Here is a 16,974-nt window from a genome sequence, read left to right as displayed (position 1 = left end):
TGAATGGAACGTATTTCTTTAGAAGAAAATAATCGCATCATTGATATACAAAAACTTGATTTTGAAGAAACTGCTGAAAAATCACTCCGACCCACTTTATGGGAAGAATATATAGGGCAAGAAAAAATCAAAAAAAACTTAAAAATCTTTATCCAAGCGAGCAAGAAACGTTCTGAATGCCTTGATCATATCCTCTTTTTTGGACCTCCAGGACTTGGCAAAACAACTCTAAGCCATATCATTGCCAATGAAATGTCAACCAATATTAAAGTTACCGCTGCTCCAATGATAGAAAAAGCTGGTGATCTAGCTGCAATCATGACAAATTTAAACGATGGGGATATTTTATTCATTGATGAAATCCATCGACTTAGCCCTGCCATAGAAGAGATACTTTATCCGGCTATGGAAGATTTTAGACTTGACATCATCATTGGTTCTGGACCTGCAGCCCAAACTGTCAAAATAGATCTACCAAAATTCACCCTCATAGGAGCAACAACTAGAGCTGGGATGTTAAGCAATCCTTTAAGAGACAGGTTTGGGATGAACTTTCGGATGCAATTTTATGAAATCCAAGAACTTGCCCTTATTGCTCAAAAAGCAAGCCTAAAACTAAATAAACCTCTAGAAGAAACCGCTTCTAAAGAGATTGCAAAAAGATCAAGAGGAACACCACGAATTACGCTCAGACTTTTACGTAGGGTCAGAGATTTTGCCGAAGTAGCTGAAGAAAACACTATTAACCTCAAAACCACACAATACGCACTCAATGAGCTTGGCGTGAATGAATTTGGTTTCGATGAACTGGATTTGCGTTATTTAAACATCCTTGCTGAATCAAAAAGTAAGCCGATTGGACTCAATACGATAGCAGCAGCAATGAGTGAAGATGAAGGCACTATAGAAGATGTTATTGAACCTTATTTACTAGCTAATGGCTATTTAGAACGTACTGCAAAAGGCAGGGTAGCTACTCACAAAACTTATGAACTGTTAAATATCAAAATCAATCCAAATGGACTAGTTTAAATTTTATTGGATAATTTTATCTAATAGTCTCAACTGCAATGAAGTCAGTCGGTATAGAGAGTTCAATATCAAGAAAAATATTTTAAAAGAATTTTTTAAAAACAAAAAAAATACTATCATAAAATTATTAAGCCTATTATTATTTTTTATGAAATAACCAGTAATATTTTTTGATATAATCCAAGTCTAAAAAACATAAAAGACAAAATGCAAATCTTCAAACTTTGACAAAAGGCATAAGTTATGGATTTTATACAAAATCTATTTGAAAAAATACTTTGGAGTTCAAGACTTTTTATCCTACTTGCAGTTATCCTTTCAATGGTAGGTGCTGCATTATTATTCATTGTAGCTAGTATTGATGTTATCAAAGCTTCTATGAATACTTACAAATACTACATGGGTCTTTTAGGCGATGGGGCTGATATCCACAATGTTTTATTGCATACAATTGTTTCAGCCATTGATTTATACTTGATAGCAGTAGTTTTGCTGATTTTTTCTTTTGGTCTTTATGAACTTTTCATTAGAAAAATAACTATCAAAGATGACAATAGTTCAAAAGTCCTTGAAATACATACCCTTGATCAGCTCAAAGACAAATTAGCAAAAGTTATCGTAATGGCTTTGATTGTGGCCTTTTTCTCAAAAGTACTCAATATGGGTATTTCTGAACCTCAAGATATGTTTTATTTCGCTATTTCAATACTTGGAATATGTATTGGGCTATATTTCTTACATAAACATTGATACCTTATATTAGATAATTTATATCAAAATAAATATAAATTCTTATCAATTTGAAAATAATCCATTACTTTGAGACAAACCAAAGTGCTTAGACCAGCAATTATTCCTGCGAGCACATCATCACCAACAACACCAAAACCCCCCTTTATATCCCTATCAACCCTACCAATAATAGATGGTTTGACCACATCATACAAGCGAAAAAACAAAAAAGCTCCTATCAACCCAGCTAAAGAAAAACCAACCATCCCCATTGCCAGCCATATGCCAACAAGTTCATCAATCACAATACTTTTATCATCATGAATCCCTCCTGATTTTTCATAAACATCAATCTGCTTCACTGCAATAATACCAATCAAAATACCAAGCAAAAAAATACTCTCGGCAGAAAAATATACCAATGGCAAACCAATAACCAAAGCAACAATGCTACCTATAGTTCCAGGTGCGATAGGAGATTTCCCACTATAAAAAAGAGTTAAAAATAGTTCTCTCATCATAAACTTACCTATATATCTGGTATAACTGCATTAATTTAACATAAAATTCTTCTTCATCTCTATTATTAAGTATCCCTTCAGAAGGTACCAAATCATAATAAAGCCTCTCAAGATTCTCAAAACGATTAGGAAAAAAAGAAGAAAGTATCATTGCTGAAATTTGCTCCCTCATCAAAATAGAAGGTGGCAAAATACCAACCCTTAAGAGCTGCAAAATAGAATGTGTATTGTAATTAGTATGATGGTGATAGCCATGTGGACAAGTTGATTTACTCACAAGCATTTTACAATAAGCACAATAGACATACTCACTGATAATTTGAGTCTCAATCTCCACCCCTTGAAGCCTATCAAATATTGAATGCCTTTCATTGTCAGTATAATAGATAGAAAGATTTGGAGTATTTTGACCTACGATTAATTTAGTACAACCATAGTTTTTAGCTACAATCGCATGTAAAATCATCTTGTTTTGCCCAGCGAAAAGATAAGTATCATCCAAAGCAATGATGCAGATTTTATCTTTTATCAAAAAGTGATTAGCAATATATTGCATACATTTTTCCCTCAAATGAAAATCCATCAAGTCTTTTTTATAAGGTTTCAAGAGGAATATTACCAAGAGATCACAATGATCAAGTTCCTCACGCAACATCCTTTCATGGGCTCTGTGAAAGGGCTTTGCACTCATCATAACTCCTGTTATCTTTTTGGCTCCTAAAAGCTTGATTTTACTTTGCAATGCTTCTTTAGCTACCCTAATATCATCAAATACAACATTAAATTCTCCACTGATAGCATAATCACCCAATCTTTGCAGAGTAAAAACAGCTTCTTGCGTAGAAAGATCACCCCCCATAATTTTCTCTAATCTTTGCAACTTGTCAATCTTATAAATTTCATCAGCTGTGATCATACCTACTATTTTGTCTTCACTCACAATATCAAGTGTTTCTCCTTTTTTAACCTTGGATAAAACCTCTTGATTTCTCCTACCGCTAGGACTCAAAATAAACGGACAAGGAAAACTATAGTTTTTATAAAGACCGCTGGCATTAACTTCTTGCATTTCATCTTGTCTCATTAGTTTATTGACAGGATAAAGCAATCCTTCTTGCACAAGGCTAAGAGCCGAAAGAGCTTCTTTATCAATATAGATTTTATTTCTTTCTAGAGATGCCATATTTTTTTCTCTTTTCCCATAAACTTTTTCTACTCATCCCAAGTTTTTTGGCTAGTTCAATATCAGGATATCGACCCTCAAACTTTGTAATAATAGCTTTTTCATAATCCTTGATAGATAAAATCTCTGCTCCAATTTCATGATTGTTAGGGATATTAGAAATATCTACAATTTGAGGAAAAGTTATTTTATCTGTAGAAACCAAAGAAATAATCATTGAATATTTTGAGGCAACTTCAAGAAAATCTTTACGTTCTTGTTTTTTAAGTTCTTCAAGATTCGTAATATAAATGATTGGAGATTTTGAAGGTTCATCTTTAAGGAGCATTTTATATTTATCTTCTTTGAGTGTATAAAATTCAAAGAAGATTTTTTTTTCTCTAGCATATTTCATAGCATAAATATCAGCACTCCGCTGCGAATTGCTCTTGATGACAAAAGGAGGATTGTATTGAAAAGGTGTGGGAGTCTGGAGTTCTTTTTCAATAAAATTAAAATAAGAATTGTAGAAATTAATTTTAGTTATGATATTCTTACAATCCCTGTAATGTTCAATTTTTCTAACCAACTCATCAATCATAAAAGGCTTCAAAATATAGTCTTTTGCACCTGCTTTGATAGGTTTGCTGACTGTATCATCACTCACATAAGAAATCATCATAATGATAATACAATGACTATGATTGCGGATAAACCTTTCATAATAATCCCCACAAATACTTGAAGAAATAAGGATGACATCATAATTATGCTTCAAATGATTATCCATTACTGAAGTAATATGACATTCATACCCCGTATCAATGAGCTTTGAAGCAATGCTCTGTGCGAGATAAGTCTCATTTTCAATGATCAAGATATTCATATTTCTTCCTTCCAATTAATGAATTTCATATTCACACTCACACTCACTGCTACTCCTTCCTTCCTACCAATAAACCCAAGATTTTCAGTTGTCGTTGCTTTAATATTAATACGAGAATTCTGCATATGAAGCATTGTAGCTATATTTTGACGAATTTTAGATTTATAAGATGCTATTTTAGGCGTTTGAGCTATTATTGTTATATCTGCATTGACAAGCTCAAAACCAATGCTAATAGCAAAATCATAAACCTGTTTTAGCAAAACTTTTGAATCGGCATTTTTATGTTTTTGATCCGTATCTGGAAACCACTCTCCAATATCTCCTCCCCCTATTGCACCCAGTATGGCATCTGTAAGTGCATGCAAAACAACATCTCCATCACTGTGTGCTTTAAAACCCAAATCTGACTCTATAACAACACCACCCAAAAGCATTTTCTTCCCAGCTTCAAAAGGATGTATGTCAAAACCATTCCCTACAAAAATCTCTACAGAAGGATTTTGAAGTTCTCTTAATACTATCATATCATCTTGATAAGTTAATTTTGATAATTTTTGACTCCCCTTAACATAGGTTATTTTCCCACCTAATGCCTTAATAGCAGAACTCTCATCAGTAAAATCTCCTTTCAAAAGGGCAAATTTTAGTTTTTCTGTGCGACATAATTGTGGGGTTTGAATGATTTTTATCAAATCCCTATCAATATAATGATCCCCATACATAATCGTATCAGGGAGCTGCAAATAAGGAGCGATACAATCTGATATATCATCCAATGCATCTAATAAACGCAGGTAAACACCTTCATCAAGATTCCATCTTGCTACATCACTAACCAATACCAATGGAGTTTGAACATATTGAAGTGCATTCCGAACAGATTGAGTTCTATTATCTCCACCCACAACAAAGTCATAATCATAAAACCCATCTACATAATCAAAATCTTCTTTTGAAACAACTAGGATAATTTTTTCAAAATCATAAAATCTCTTCCAATCATCTGCTACTTTTTGCCACAAAGGTATCTGACCTATACGCAACCATTGCTTCTTAATCCTATGCTTGGGAGGCAAATGGGAACAAAAACGAGTTGAATTACCTGCTGCTGTTATGATTAAGGATATGGCTGGTTTGTTTCCTGACACTTTAATAAGCTCCCTGACCTGTAGAAATTTGTTACCAAATTATACACATTTAAATCTTTTTAACAACTTGCATTTTATTAGATTTTGAAAACTTTATTATTAAGGTTTGGTGTATAATTAAACAAATAGAGAAGAAAAATTTATCTATGAAAGTGAGTTTTAGCAAATGAGAAAACAATGGGTAGAAAAACGAAAAAATGATTCAATAAAAACACAGCTCTATTATGCAAAAAAAGGCATTATCACACCCGAAATGGAATACATTGCCAATAAAGAAAACTTAAAAACAGAGCTCATCAGGCAAGAAGTTCAAAAAGGTCGTCTTATCATCCCTGCCAACATCAATCATCTTAATTTAGAACCAATGGGGATCGGAGTAGCCCTAAAAACCAAAATCAATTCCAATATTGGGAGTTCTGCAATCATCAATTCCATTGATGAAGAAGTAGAAAAACTCAGAGTGTCTATCAAATATGGTGCGGATACAGTAATGGATCTCTCTACTGGCGGTAATCTTGATAATATCAGGGAAGCTATTATTTCTGCCTCATCAATCCCTATCGGCACAGTCCCAATGTATCAAATCCTCCATGATGTCAAAAATGATGTAATGAAACTTGACATTGACATTATGCTTGAAGTTTTGAAAAAACAAGCCCAACAAGGCGTAAGTTATTTCACGATTCATTGTGGATTTTTGCTTGAACATATGCCTTATGTCAGCAGGAGAAAAATGGGGATTGTAAGTCGAGGAGGCAGTCTTATGGCAAGCTGGATGATGCATTATCACAAGCAAAATCCATTTTATGAAGCTTATGATGAAATCCTTAAAATTTGCCAAGAATACGATGTCAGCTTGAGTCTTGGGGATTCTTTACGACCTGGATGTTTAGCCGATGCGAGCGATGAAGCTCAATTTGCAGAACTCAAAGTGCTTGGTGAACTAGCAAATAGAGCTTATAAAGCTGATGTGCAAGTGATGATAGAAGGACCTGGTCATGTCCCCCTCAATCAAATTGAACGTAATGTAAAACTTCAAAAAGAATATTGCAATGAAGCTCCTTTTTATGTTTTAGGTCCTTTAGTGACTGATATTGCAGCAGGATATGATCATATTGCTAGTGCGATTGGTGCTTGTGTGGCGGCTTGGAAAGGCGTAGCAATGTTATGTTATGTAACACCTAAAGAGCATTTAGGACTCCCAAATGCAAAAGATGTACGAGAAGGTATCTTAGCATATAAAATTGCTGCTCACGCTGCAGATATTGCCAGAGGAAGAATAGGTGCCAGAGACAGGGATGATGCAATGAGTGATGCACGATATGGTTTTGACTGGAATAAGCAATTTGAATTAGCATTGGATCCTGATAGAGCTAGAGAATATCACGATGAAGGGTTACCTCAAGAAGTATTCAAAGAAGCAGAATTCTGCTCAATGTGTGGACCAAAATTTTGTAGCTACAAAATCAGTCAAGAAATTTTTAAAGAATATCAAGAAGAAATAGTTGTCCAATAAAGGCTTATGCTCATTAGAGGATATAACTGATTTTTAAAAAAACAGATCTTGAAGGAGCAGGTTCTCTTCCTGTTGCACCTACTTGAGAAGAACTCCTATAATAATATTTATTATCCAATAAATTATTGATACCTAATGTCGTCTTGATAATCTGATCTTTGAATCTAAAATCATAACCTAATGAAAAATTCATTGAAAAATATGCTGGAACTATTCCTGCCTTCCCAACTAAGTCTTCTAAAACAATATTATCTTTATCTGAGAATGCTTTACTATACCAAAACAGAGAAATCCCCGCATAAGAATTATTTTGCTTATAAAAAGCATCGAATGTAAAATGATGAGGCGAAATATTTTCAATTCTATTATTATTATTTTTCCCCTTATATCTTGAGTCTGTATAAGAATAACTTCCATGAAGGGTAAGATTACTTAAAAACAGCGGAGAATAATAAGCCTCTAACTCTATACCTTGTGAAAAAACATCTTGTTGATTGGTGAATTTATTGTTCTTCCTGTCATAAAGAGTTTTTCCTTTATAATCAATATTAAAATACCCCAAAGAAATCATTGAAAGTCTATTAGGCATATAACGTATCCCGATTTCGTGATTCCAAGCTTTTTCAGTGCTAAAAATCTCACCTAATGTATCAAAATTATGCCCTACTTGCGGAGGTCTGATACTCCTTTGCGAATTCCAATAAATAAAAATTTCTTCAATAGGTGTTATGCCTACACTCATGCTAGGTAACCAAGCATCTACCTTTACTGTCCTGCCTTGATAGATATAATTTTCATTGATATTTTCATATCGAATAGCAGGAGTAATGCTAAAAAAATCAAAAAAAGTCATTTCATTGCTAACATAAGCAGCAAAAGCATTTGTAATATATCTTTGTTTGGTATTTGATTTTATATCTGAAAAAACAGGTCTATTTTCAGCTATACCATATCTCCTAGCTTTAAAATCCATAATTTCAAGGGTATATTGACCTCCTAATACCAATGTATTAGCAAACCAATCTGAAGCAATAGAATAAAAAGTAAGTCGTGGATTGACACCAAAAACATCATAATTCCTAGGAGAATCTTGAAATTGTGAATTTGTAGTCCTTAAGAGCTGTAAATCTCTGTGTAAATAATTATAATAAGTCAAAAGATTGAATTCACCTGCCTGAGCAAAAAGGAATTTTTCAAACTTTTGATTATAATTAGCAAAAACACGATGTGATTGTGACTTCGCTTTATCATCAGACCTCACACTCATATAAGGATTTTCAAGATATAGCTGCGGGATAAGAGCTCCGGGTAAACTCACATCAGCATTATAGTAAGAATAACCCATTTTAATATAAGAATCATCTTGAAGTTTTATAACCCCTTTAAGTGAATAGTCTTGTAATTGTGTCTGACTATTTTCTCTATAACCATTTCCTTTGACAAAATTACCTTCAGCTTGAAATCCAAATATTTTATTTACCATCCCTCCAGTCCTCAAATAAGTATCAAATAAAAAATTATTATACAAATAAGATGTAGTCTTTAGGCTTGCTTCAGACTCATAAATATTGGGGATACTTTTGGAAATAAAATTAATCACTCCTCCAACATTTGTAGGTCCATATTGAATAGCAGCCCCACCACGAACTACATCAATCCTATCAATCATAGAAAAAGTAACTGGAAATGCCGATAAAGCAAGATTTGAGTAAGGTGCAGGGGATAAAGGCACTCCATCTAAAAAAACCTGAGTTTCTTGAGCACGTCCACTTGGCATACCTCGAATATGAATTTCTGGCAAAGCCCCTATTGCAGTATCTTGTCTGATTTGTACACCTGGTATACTTTGAAATGCTTGATCAAGTGCATTATAACCCGTTTGATGCAAAACTTGATGAGAAACAATGCTCCTACTACCAGTAAAATCTCTTATATCTTCAGCTCGAGAATCTTTAAGCAAATTTCCTGTTATGATAATTGGTTTGGTTTTTTCTAAATCTAAAATTTCATTCCCTATCAATGGGGATAATAACAATAAATTAAACACATAAAATTCTCTAATCTTCATTATTTTGACTCCTTATTATAATAATAGTTATTATTATAAATAAAATAATGTCAAAATATTATGAAGTATTTTATTAGAATATTAGCTTCAAATAGATTTGAGAATTACCTAAATAAAATCTTAAAAATATTTTTGCCTTCCTGTATATTTCAAAGATTATGCTATATTTAGCATTAAGGTTTTATTGATTATAAACATCTCTATACTCTAAAAAAGGAAAAAAATGATCACTCAAGAACAAATTTTAGACGCACTCAAAACCGTTATTTATCCGAATTTTCAAAAAGACATCGTTACTTTTGGTTTCATCAAAAATATTACTCTGCACGAAGATAAACTAGCTCTCTTGCTTGATATACCATCTACAAATCCAGAAATCATAAAGCAACTCCAAGAAGAAATTGAATATAAAATAAATGACTTAGGTATCAAAGCCTTTCACCTTGACATTAAAACACCTTCTAAACCCGAACCCAAAACCCCCCGTCCAAAAAATTTAACCCCTCAAATTAAAAATTTTATAATGATAAGTTCAGGAAAAGGAGGGGTTGGCAAAAGTACTACAAGTGCGAATTTAGCTATTGCACTAGCCCAGCAAGGCAAAAAAGTAGGCTTACTTGATGCAGATGTATATGGACCCAATATCCCTAGAATGTTCGGACTCAATGGTTCAAAACCAAACATAGATTCTAGTGGAAAACGACTCATTCCACTCAAAGCCTTTGGTGTAGAAATGATGAGTATGGGCGTATTATACGAAGAGGGACAAAGCCTTATCTGGCGTGGACCCATGCTGATGAGGGCTATTGAACAAATGTTAACTGATGTGATCTGGAGTGATTTAGACATATTAGTAGTGGATATGCCTCCAGGCACAGGTGATGCACAGCTTAGTATGGCTCAAAGCGTCCCTATGAGTGCAGGTATTACAGTCACCACACCACAACAAGTAAGTCTTGATGATAGCTCAAGAAGCCTAGATATGTTTGAAAAACTCCATATCCCTATTGCAGGAGTGATTGAGAATATGAGCGGATTTATCTGTCCAGATTGTGGGAATGAATATGATATCTTTGGGAAAGGAACATCCAAATCTCTAGCTGAAAAATACAATACTCAAATACTAGCCCAAATCCCTATAGAACCAAAAATTCGAGAAGGTGGGGATAATGGCAAACCTATTGTATTTTTTGATCCAGAATCCAAAAGTGCAAAAGCATATATCAAAGCTTCAATATCTATCATTGAATTCCTTAAAAAAGTTCAAGAAGAACAGCTCGCTGATAACAAAAATATCCAACCTACACAGGATAATTCACACTTACATTGATTGATGATTCTATATCCTACGGTTTATCCTATTAAAATGCCAAAAAGCTACCCCTACCAATACAATAAGGGGTAGTAAAATACCTATTTCAGGCAAAAATAACCCACTGATACTGAGCTTCCCTAAAGCAAAAAATAACCCCCATACCACTAGTGAAATCACGATAAATTCAAAACTCAATAAAGCCAAATTACCATACCGAGCTAAGCTAGGTGTATAATAAACAATAATCATCGCTGTGAATGGGACAAAAAAAGGAACTAGAACAAAGCTATAAATCATAGCTCGAATTTTTTCACTCCCTGCGTGCTGATTTTTTAAAATCATCAATGATTGGACCGCATCAATGATTGATACAGAAGGTTTATTTTGATAAATTGTATCAAGAATCTTAGGACGAAAACCTTTAAGGATCTTTAACTCTTCAAGATGTTTTATATCAAGTCCCTTTTTGCCCAAAACAAAGACTTCTGGCAAGGTAGAAACATTCGCATTTTGCAACACCCAATAACCATTCTGAAAAAAAGCAGTGTCTGCTTGAGTAAAAGAAACCAGAAGATGATTTTTAAGTTGAAAAACTTTGATATTTTGAGCCTTTTGTAAAATAGGAAAAATCTTTCCAAAATACACATAATCTTGCCCATATTTAACTAAAAGATCTTCTGTAGTATTTGAAAATTTGCCTTGATAAATAATAGCTTCAGCCTTTTCTTGGGCATAAACAAAAGGTGTAGCATTCAAACCAATCATAACAAGACTAAAAAATAAACTGATAATAAGGATGGGTTTGAAAATATTTTTTTTAGAAAATCCAATAGCCAAAAGAGCAGTATATTGATTGGACTTTATCATACTGATATAAAAAATCACCAAACCCAAGAGGAAAGAAATGGGCAAGGTATAATTAAAAGCATACAAAGCATCGTAAACAAAAAATAAAATAACAAGATTGGCAGAATCAGGAAATTTATCCACATATTTGAGGCTATCAATACTTATAAAAAACATTTCTAATCCACAAAAAACAATCAAAACATATTTCAAATAATAATAGGCTACGAATCGAAATATCATCAAATTGCCCTATTTTTAATATTTTGAGTGAAACGATTTTGAAGCATTGTAAAATCTCTATTTTGGATAAAAAATTTCAAAGCCTCCTTAGAATGCTTTAATACAAAGCTAAGGGCTTCAAATTCTTCAGGTTTAAATTTATGTAAAACATATTCAACAACTGGTATTTTATCATCCCTACCTATACCCAATCGCAAACGATAATAATCATTACCAAAACAAGTATCAATAGATTTCAAACCATTGTGTCCCCCGCTCAAACCACCCTTTTTAAAACGTATACAGCCTAATGGCAAATCAAGATCATCATGCACAACAAATAACATTTCAATGTGATAAAACTTCATAAAAGGAAAAATACAATCCCCAGAAAGATTCATAAAAGTTTGGGGCTTGATTAGAAAAAGTTCTTTTGAGGGTACTTTTGCAATTTGAGCATTAAACTTTAAAGAAGATTCAAATTCCACTTCTAAATCAAGTGCCAATAAATCCACAATATCAAAGCCAATATTATGTCTGGTATGGATATATTTGCTACCAGGATTCCCCAATCCAGCAATCAGGAGGGATGGCATTGGTTATTTAGCTTTTATCACACCAACAACAGCTACAGAAGGATTCTCAATGATTTTTACTTGAGGGTTTTGGGGCAAATCCCTCACAAGTATGGAATCACCCACATCAAGTTTTGAAACATCAATATCATAACTTGCTGGTAAATTTTCAGGTGCAGATTCAACATTAATACGTTTTTTAGAAATCAACAATACACCCTTATTTTTCAAACCTACAGCTATGCCAGTAACTTTCACAGGGATTTTATATTTAGAAACAATGCCTTTTTGTGCCAAAAGGAGATCTACATGAAGTATATTGCCAGTTACAGGATCTTTTTGGTATTCTTGAACCACGACTTCAAATGTCTTAGAATCTACTTTTACGGAGAAAACTAATGATGCTTTTGTTTTCAATGTTTTGATAAATTCATTGACTTTGAAAGCACAGTGGATATTTTCAACCCCTTTTCCATAAATATTGGCAATTAGATAACCATCATTCCTTAGGGCTTTTGCATTTGCCTTTGAAATACTCTCTCTAATTTTTCCTTCTAACATTTTAATTTCCTTTTTAAATATTTTAAGCTTATGATTTTAACTAAAAATGCCTTAAAGTTTATCAAATTGAATGCAATAGATCCTCAAAAGATTTCATAAAAGCCTCCAAGCCTTCCTTCATCAATGAAACATAAAGAGACTCAATATCAATACCAGCATCCCTAATTTCCCCAAAAGCCTTATCAATATCTTCAAGATTCAAAGGTTTTTTTATCTCACTTGAGTCATTTTTTAAATAAGCTCTGATAGTTTCTAAAGGTGCTGTATTCACACAATGCTCAAAAAGCAAAGAATCAATATAATAATTTTTTACTAAATCATCACCTTTCACACCTGTAGAGGCAAAAAGTGTTCTCATAAATACATCTTCATTTTTTTCAATCAAATCATAACACTTCATCGCATTCAAAACACCCAGTTTTGAACACAAATGTGGTGCTTTTTCTTTCAAAATCAAATCACTTGCTCTATCAAATCTTGAGACAAATACACTGATGACTGCACGGGTTTGTTTTGAATTTGGTTTTTTCCTAGCATTTTTAAAAATTTCAGCACACTCACAAGCCTGCTTAGGAGAAAAAATCAAGGTCGCATTCACAGGAATATTATCCCTTATCAATTCATCCATCACCTCATATCCTGCTTGTGTTGCTGGGACTTTTATCATCACATTGGATTGATTGATAGTTCGATAAAGTCGCTTCCCTTCATCAATACTCTTGCCTGCATCTTCACCCAAAAAAGGATCGATCTCAATACTGATATAACCATCATCTTTATTCACGTTCCACAATGGTTTCAAAATATCAGCTGCTTTTTTAATATCTTCTATTGCCAAAGCCTCATAAATTTGTTTGGAATTCATCCCTTTTAAAGCAACAATTTGTTGTTGATATGCTCTAGAATTTAAGATTGAGCTTGCAAAAATGCTAGGATTGCTTGTCGCACCTTTGATAAAACCTTTCTGTATCAAATCCCTAAACTCACCATCCAAAAAATCTCTTTCAATGAAATCACACCATAGACTAAAACTAACTTCTCTTAAAGCCATCATTATAAAATCCTTTTTGAGATTTTTTATCATATTTTAGCTCATTTGAGGTTAAACTTTAACTACCTCCAATATTTTTATGTATAATCCAAATTAAATAAAGCCAAATGATGAGAGGATTGAAATGTTTGATTTTAACAACACCCATCCTGCACAAATACAAATAAAAAAAATAAACACTGATAATCTAACGCCTCTTATGATTTTAGAAAACCTTCGTGCAAAAGTCCTTTTAGAATCTGCCTATCAAGAAACTGGGAAAGAAAGATATTCTTTAATGATGCTTTCAAGTGCATTCAATATCATCAAAAATAATGGCAAATATCTCCTAAAACAAAATGAATTCAGCCTAGATCTCAGCACTGAAGACAAAAACAAAAAATTTTTAGATTGGCTTGAATTTTTTCGTCATCTTGCTCCAGACAAACCTCAATCTATCCAAAATCTTCCTTTACCTTTAGGTGGAATGGGCTATCTAGGATATGAATTTTTTGAAGAAATTGAAGAAATTATCTTTGATAAACCAAAAATAATTGATACTTATGATTGTGCCTTTATTTTTGGACGAGATTTCCTTATTTTTGATCATCTTTATGATGAAGCCCATATCATCAGTATAAATTATGCCAATGAAAAATCACCTCATAATCCCCAAGAAAATATCCAACACATCACCAAACAACTCCAATCTCTAAGTCCAACCCAACCCTCTAAAAAAATATACCCCACACAAATCATTTCTGCAGATAAACAAACACAATACATTGATAACGTAAAAAAAATACAACAAGAAATATACCAAGGCAATCTCTTACAATGTGTCCCTTCCCAGAGCATGCAAATCAAAACCGATCTCACTCCTCTTGAAGCCTATAGGAACCTTAGGCATAAAAATCCCGGTCCTTATATGTTTTGGTTTGATTTTGAAGATTTCAAAATCTTAGGGAGTTCCCCAGAAGTAATGATAAAATCTCAAGGCTCAAAACTTACCCTAAGACCTATAGCAGGGACTCGTCCTAGAGGTGATACACCTGCAAAAGATATAAAACTCCAAAATGAACTCCTAAACGATGAAAAAGAAAACGCTGAACACTTAATGTTAGTAGATCTTGGTAGGAATGATATTGGAAAAGTTGCCATTGGCGGGAGTGTGAAAGTACCTGAATTCAAAAGTATTGAAAAATATTCAAAGGTAATGCACATTGTCTCTGAAGTTACAGGCATACTTGATACTCAAAAATATACTTCCAAAGATGCTATTTATGCTACATTTCCTGCTGGCACAGTCAGTGGTGCTCCCAAAATCCAAGCTATAAAAACTCTCAACCTCTTAGAGCCTCATAAGAGATGTATATATGCTGGTCTCATTGGGTATTTTGACAAAAATGGCGATCTTGATAGTGCTATCGCCATAAGGACTGCTATTTATAAAAATGGCATTTATTATCTCCAAGCAGGTGCTGGTATCGTGTATGATTCAAATCCTGAAAATGAATATATTGAGACACAAAATAAAATGTTAGCCCTCATTGAAGCTATCACTCAAAAATATTCCTAAGGACAAGTTATGATATTACTCATTGATAATTATGATTCATTTACCTACAATCTTTATCAAATTTTCTCCAAATTCAATCATCCTATCAAAGTCTTTAGGAGTGATAAAATCACATTAGAAGATATTAAAGCCATCAATCCTCATTATATCATCATTGGACCAGGTCCAAAGACTCCAAAAGAAGCAGGCATTTCAATACAAATCATCCAAGAACTCAAAGGCATTTATCCTATCTTAGGTATTTGCTTGGGTCATCAAGCCATATTAGCTGCTTTTGATGTGCCAATCCTGAATGCTAAAAATATTGTACATGGCAAAATTCAACCACTCCTACATAATGGCAGGGGAATTTTTAGGAATATCTCAGCTAATACCCCCATTGTCCGATATCACTCTCTAGCCCCCAAAGCTCAAGATATCCCTGAATACATAGAAATCACTGCAACTACACCCGATGGCGAAGTGATGGCAATAGAACATAAAAATTTTCAACTCATAGGCTTACAATTTCACCCTGAATCTATTGGCACACAAGAAGGTGAAAAAATGATATTAAACTTCCTGCATTACCGCAGGGATTTTATCCCAGTCACTACCTACCTCAAAAAAGCTCTTAAACTTTCAAATCTTGACTTCCAAGAAGCATATGATATTATGGATGAACTCACTGAAGGAAATATGAGTGATGCACAAATCGGTTCACTCTTCACATCACTCGAAATAAAAGGAGTGAATGCCGAAGAGCTTGCTGGATTTGCAAGTGTTTTGAAAAAAAAGGCTGTTTCTTTCCCGCTCCCTAAGGCAGGTGAAAAACGTCTTGATATCGTTGGTACAGGTGGGAGTATAAACAAGACATTCAATGTATCTACAACAGTTTCCCTCCTATTAGCTGCAGCAGGTATAAAAATCATAAAACACGGCAATAAAGCTATCACAAGCAAATCAGGTTCTGCAGACCTACTCAAGCAGTTAGGAATCAATATTGATATGAGTGTAGAAACTTGTATCAAATGCTATGAACAATTAGGTATCACCTTTCTTTATGCGACAAAATTCCACTCTGCATTACGTTTTGCTAGCAATGCAAGGAAATCTTTAGGTTTTAAGACAGCTTTCAATCTCATTGGTCCCTTAGCAAATCCTGCTGCAGTCACCCATCAACTCATTGGCGTTTTTGACAAAAATTATACTGAAGTGATGGCTGAAGCACTGAATATTTTAGGCATAAAGAGAGCTTTAGTTGTAAGTGGCTTTGATGAATATGATGAAATTTCACTTTGTGCACCTACCAAAATCACTGAACTCAAAGACGGCAAAATCCATAGTTATGATTTCACTCCTATTGAAGTTGGGCTTGATTATGTCAATCACAATATGCTTATTGGCGGTGATAGTTTGATAAACAAAGACATCACTTTAGAGATTTTTAACAACATTCCTTCAGCAAAAAATGATCTAGTATGCCTGAATGCTGGAGCAGGTCTTTATTTATATGATTCTTGTAGCTCTATTGCTGAAGGTTACAAAATAGCCAAAGAAATACTCCAAAGCAAAAAAGTATTCCCTCTACTTGAAACATTCCAAAATCTTTCATTCAATCCCTCCTAACACCCCTAGCCTGGATACCAACCCCACCTTATACCTCCAATGGGGGGTTTTGTCTTTTGATTGGAAATGAGTGGTTTTTTCACTTCACTTCATACAACACACTATAAGCTTCAGCATCCTTATCAATAGCTTGGACAATCTTATCAGCTTGATTTTTGTGTTCGTATACA

15 protein-coding genes are annotated in these 16,974 nt (G+C 33.7%); 6 read left to right on the top strand and 9 right to left on the bottom strand.

Annotation, left to right across the window (positions count from 1 at the left end; genetic code table 11):
• Positions 1-3: 3 nt before the first annotated feature.
• Positions 4-1,032 carry a Holliday junction branch migration DNA helicase RuvB gene (ruvB, locus tag BKH44_RS05040; RefSeq protein ID WP_095270726.1) on the top strand — a complete coding sequence of 343 codons (1,029 nt, stop codon included), beginning with the start codon at positions 4-6 and terminating at the stop codon, positions 1,030-1,032.
• Positions 1,033-1,275: 243 nt separating this feature from the next.
• Entirely contained in the window at positions 1,276-1,782 is a 507-nt protein-coding gene (locus tag BKH44_RS05035; protein WP_095270723.1) for a YqhA family protein, read from the top strand.
• Positions 1,783-1,805: 23 nt separating this feature from the next.
• Here BKH44_RS05035 and BKH44_RS05030 read toward each other — a convergent pair whose 3' ends face one another.
• From BKH44_RS05030 to BKH44_RS05015, 4 genes are read right to left on the bottom strand one after another with little or no spacing between them, the layout of a single operon-like run.
• On the bottom strand, positions 1,806-2,297 hold the full coding sequence (locus tag BKH44_RS05030; protein ID WP_180674119.1) for a phosphatidylglycerophosphatase A: 492 nt from the start codon (positions 2,295-2,297) through the stop codon (positions 1,806-1,808).
• Positions 2,290-3,468 (bottom strand): sulfate adenylyltransferase, encoded by a 1,179-nt coding sequence (locus BKH44_RS05025; protein ID WP_095270717.1) that lies wholly within the window; start codon positions 3,466-3,468, stop codon positions 2,290-2,292. Before BKH44_RS05025 ends, BKH44_RS05030 begins: the two co-directional genes overlap by 8 nt.
• On the bottom strand, positions 3,446-4,333 hold the full coding sequence (locus BKH44_RS05020) for a response regulator (protein WP_095270715.1): 888 nt from the start codon (positions 4,331-4,333) through the stop codon (positions 3,446-3,448). The genes BKH44_RS05025 and BKH44_RS05020 overlap by 23 nt, the downstream gene beginning before the upstream one ends.
• On the bottom strand, positions 4,330-5,484 hold the full coding sequence (locus tag BKH44_RS05015; protein ID WP_257842599.1) for a bifunctional 2-C-methyl-D-erythritol 4-phosphate cytidylyltransferase/2-C-methyl-D-erythritol 2,4-cyclodiphosphate synthase: 1,155 nt from the start codon (positions 5,482-5,484) through the stop codon (positions 4,330-4,332). Before BKH44_RS05015 ends, BKH44_RS05020 begins: the two co-directional genes overlap by 4 nt.
• 166 nt (positions 5,485-5,650) lie before the next feature.
• On the opposite strand from BKH44_RS05015, the gene thiC reads away from it, so the two are divergent.
• Positions 5,651-7,000 (top strand): phosphomethylpyrimidine synthase ThiC, encoded by a 1,350-nt coding sequence (gene thiC / locus BKH44_RS05010; protein ID WP_095270712.1) that lies wholly within the window; start codon positions 5,651-5,653, stop codon positions 6,998-7,000.
• 13 nt (positions 7,001-7,013) lie between these two features.
• Here the strand turns inward: thiC and BKH44_RS05005 are convergent, their stop codons facing one another.
• Entirely contained in the window at positions 7,014-9,068 is a 2,055-nt protein-coding gene (locus BKH44_RS05005; RefSeq protein ID WP_095270709.1) for a TonB-dependent receptor plug domain-containing protein, read from the bottom strand.
• A 223-nt stretch (positions 9,069-9,291) separates the two neighbouring features.
• Here BKH44_RS05005 and BKH44_RS05000 point away from each other — a divergent pair, with 223 nt between their 5' ends.
• Positions 9,292-10,398: an Mrp/NBP35 family ATP-binding protein gene (locus BKH44_RS05000; RefSeq protein ID WP_095270706.1), complete on the top strand. Its 1,107-nt coding sequence runs from the start codon at positions 9,292-9,294 to the stop codon at positions 10,396-10,398.
• A 9-nt stretch (positions 10,399-10,407) separates the two neighbouring features.
• Here BKH44_RS05000 and BKH44_RS04995 read toward each other — a convergent pair whose 3' ends face one another.
• The 4 genes from BKH44_RS04995 to BKH44_RS04980 form a co-directional block, all read right to left on the bottom strand.
• Positions 10,408-11,475 carry an LptF/LptG family permease gene (locus tag BKH44_RS04995; RefSeq protein ID WP_095270703.1) on the bottom strand — a complete coding sequence of 356 codons (1,068 nt, stop codon included), beginning with the start codon at positions 11,473-11,475 and terminating at the stop codon, positions 10,408-10,410.
• Positions 11,472-12,047 carry an aminoacyl-tRNA hydrolase gene (gene pth / locus BKH44_RS04990; protein ID WP_095270700.1) on the bottom strand — a complete coding sequence of 192 codons (576 nt, stop codon included), beginning with the start codon at positions 12,045-12,047 and terminating at the stop codon, positions 11,472-11,474. Before pth ends, BKH44_RS04995 begins: the two co-directional genes overlap by 4 nt.
• A gap of 3 nt (positions 12,048-12,050) precedes the next feature.
• Positions 12,051-12,587 carry a 50S ribosomal protein L25/general stress protein Ctc gene (locus BKH44_RS04985; RefSeq protein ID WP_095270696.1) on the bottom strand — a complete coding sequence of 179 codons (537 nt, stop codon included), beginning with the start codon at positions 12,585-12,587 and terminating at the stop codon, positions 12,051-12,053.
• A 61-nt stretch (positions 12,588-12,648) separates the two neighbouring features.
• Positions 12,649-13,641 (bottom strand): transaldolase, encoded by a 993-nt coding sequence (locus BKH44_RS04980; protein ID WP_343217634.1) that lies wholly within the window; start codon positions 13,639-13,641, stop codon positions 12,649-12,651.
• 121 nt (positions 13,642-13,762) lie between these two features.
• Here BKH44_RS04980 and BKH44_RS04975 point away from each other — a divergent pair, with 121 nt between their 5' ends.
• A complete protein-coding gene (locus BKH44_RS04975; RefSeq protein WP_095270693.1) occupies positions 13,763-15,196 on the top strand; it encodes a chorismate-binding protein in 1,434 nt (477 codons plus the stop codon).
• A gap of 9 nt (positions 15,197-15,205) precedes the next feature.
• Positions 15,206-16,804, top strand: coding sequence for a bifunctional anthranilate synthase component II/anthranilate phosphoribosyltransferase (locus BKH44_RS04970; protein WP_095270691.1), 1,599 nt, complete (start codon positions 15,206-15,208; stop codon positions 16,802-16,804).
• The last annotated feature ends 170 nt before the right edge of the window (positions 16,805-16,974 follow it).

Origin of the sequence: Helicobacter sp. 13S00477-4 (genome assembly GCF_002272785.1) — a bacterium.
In the GTDB taxonomy this organism is placed as follows: Bacteria; Campylobacterota; Campylobacteria; order Campylobacterales; family Helicobacteraceae; genus Helicobacter_J.
The sequence above is the reverse complement of the archived record's forward strand: the minus strand, read 5'-3'. Positions and strand labels throughout refer to the sequence as shown.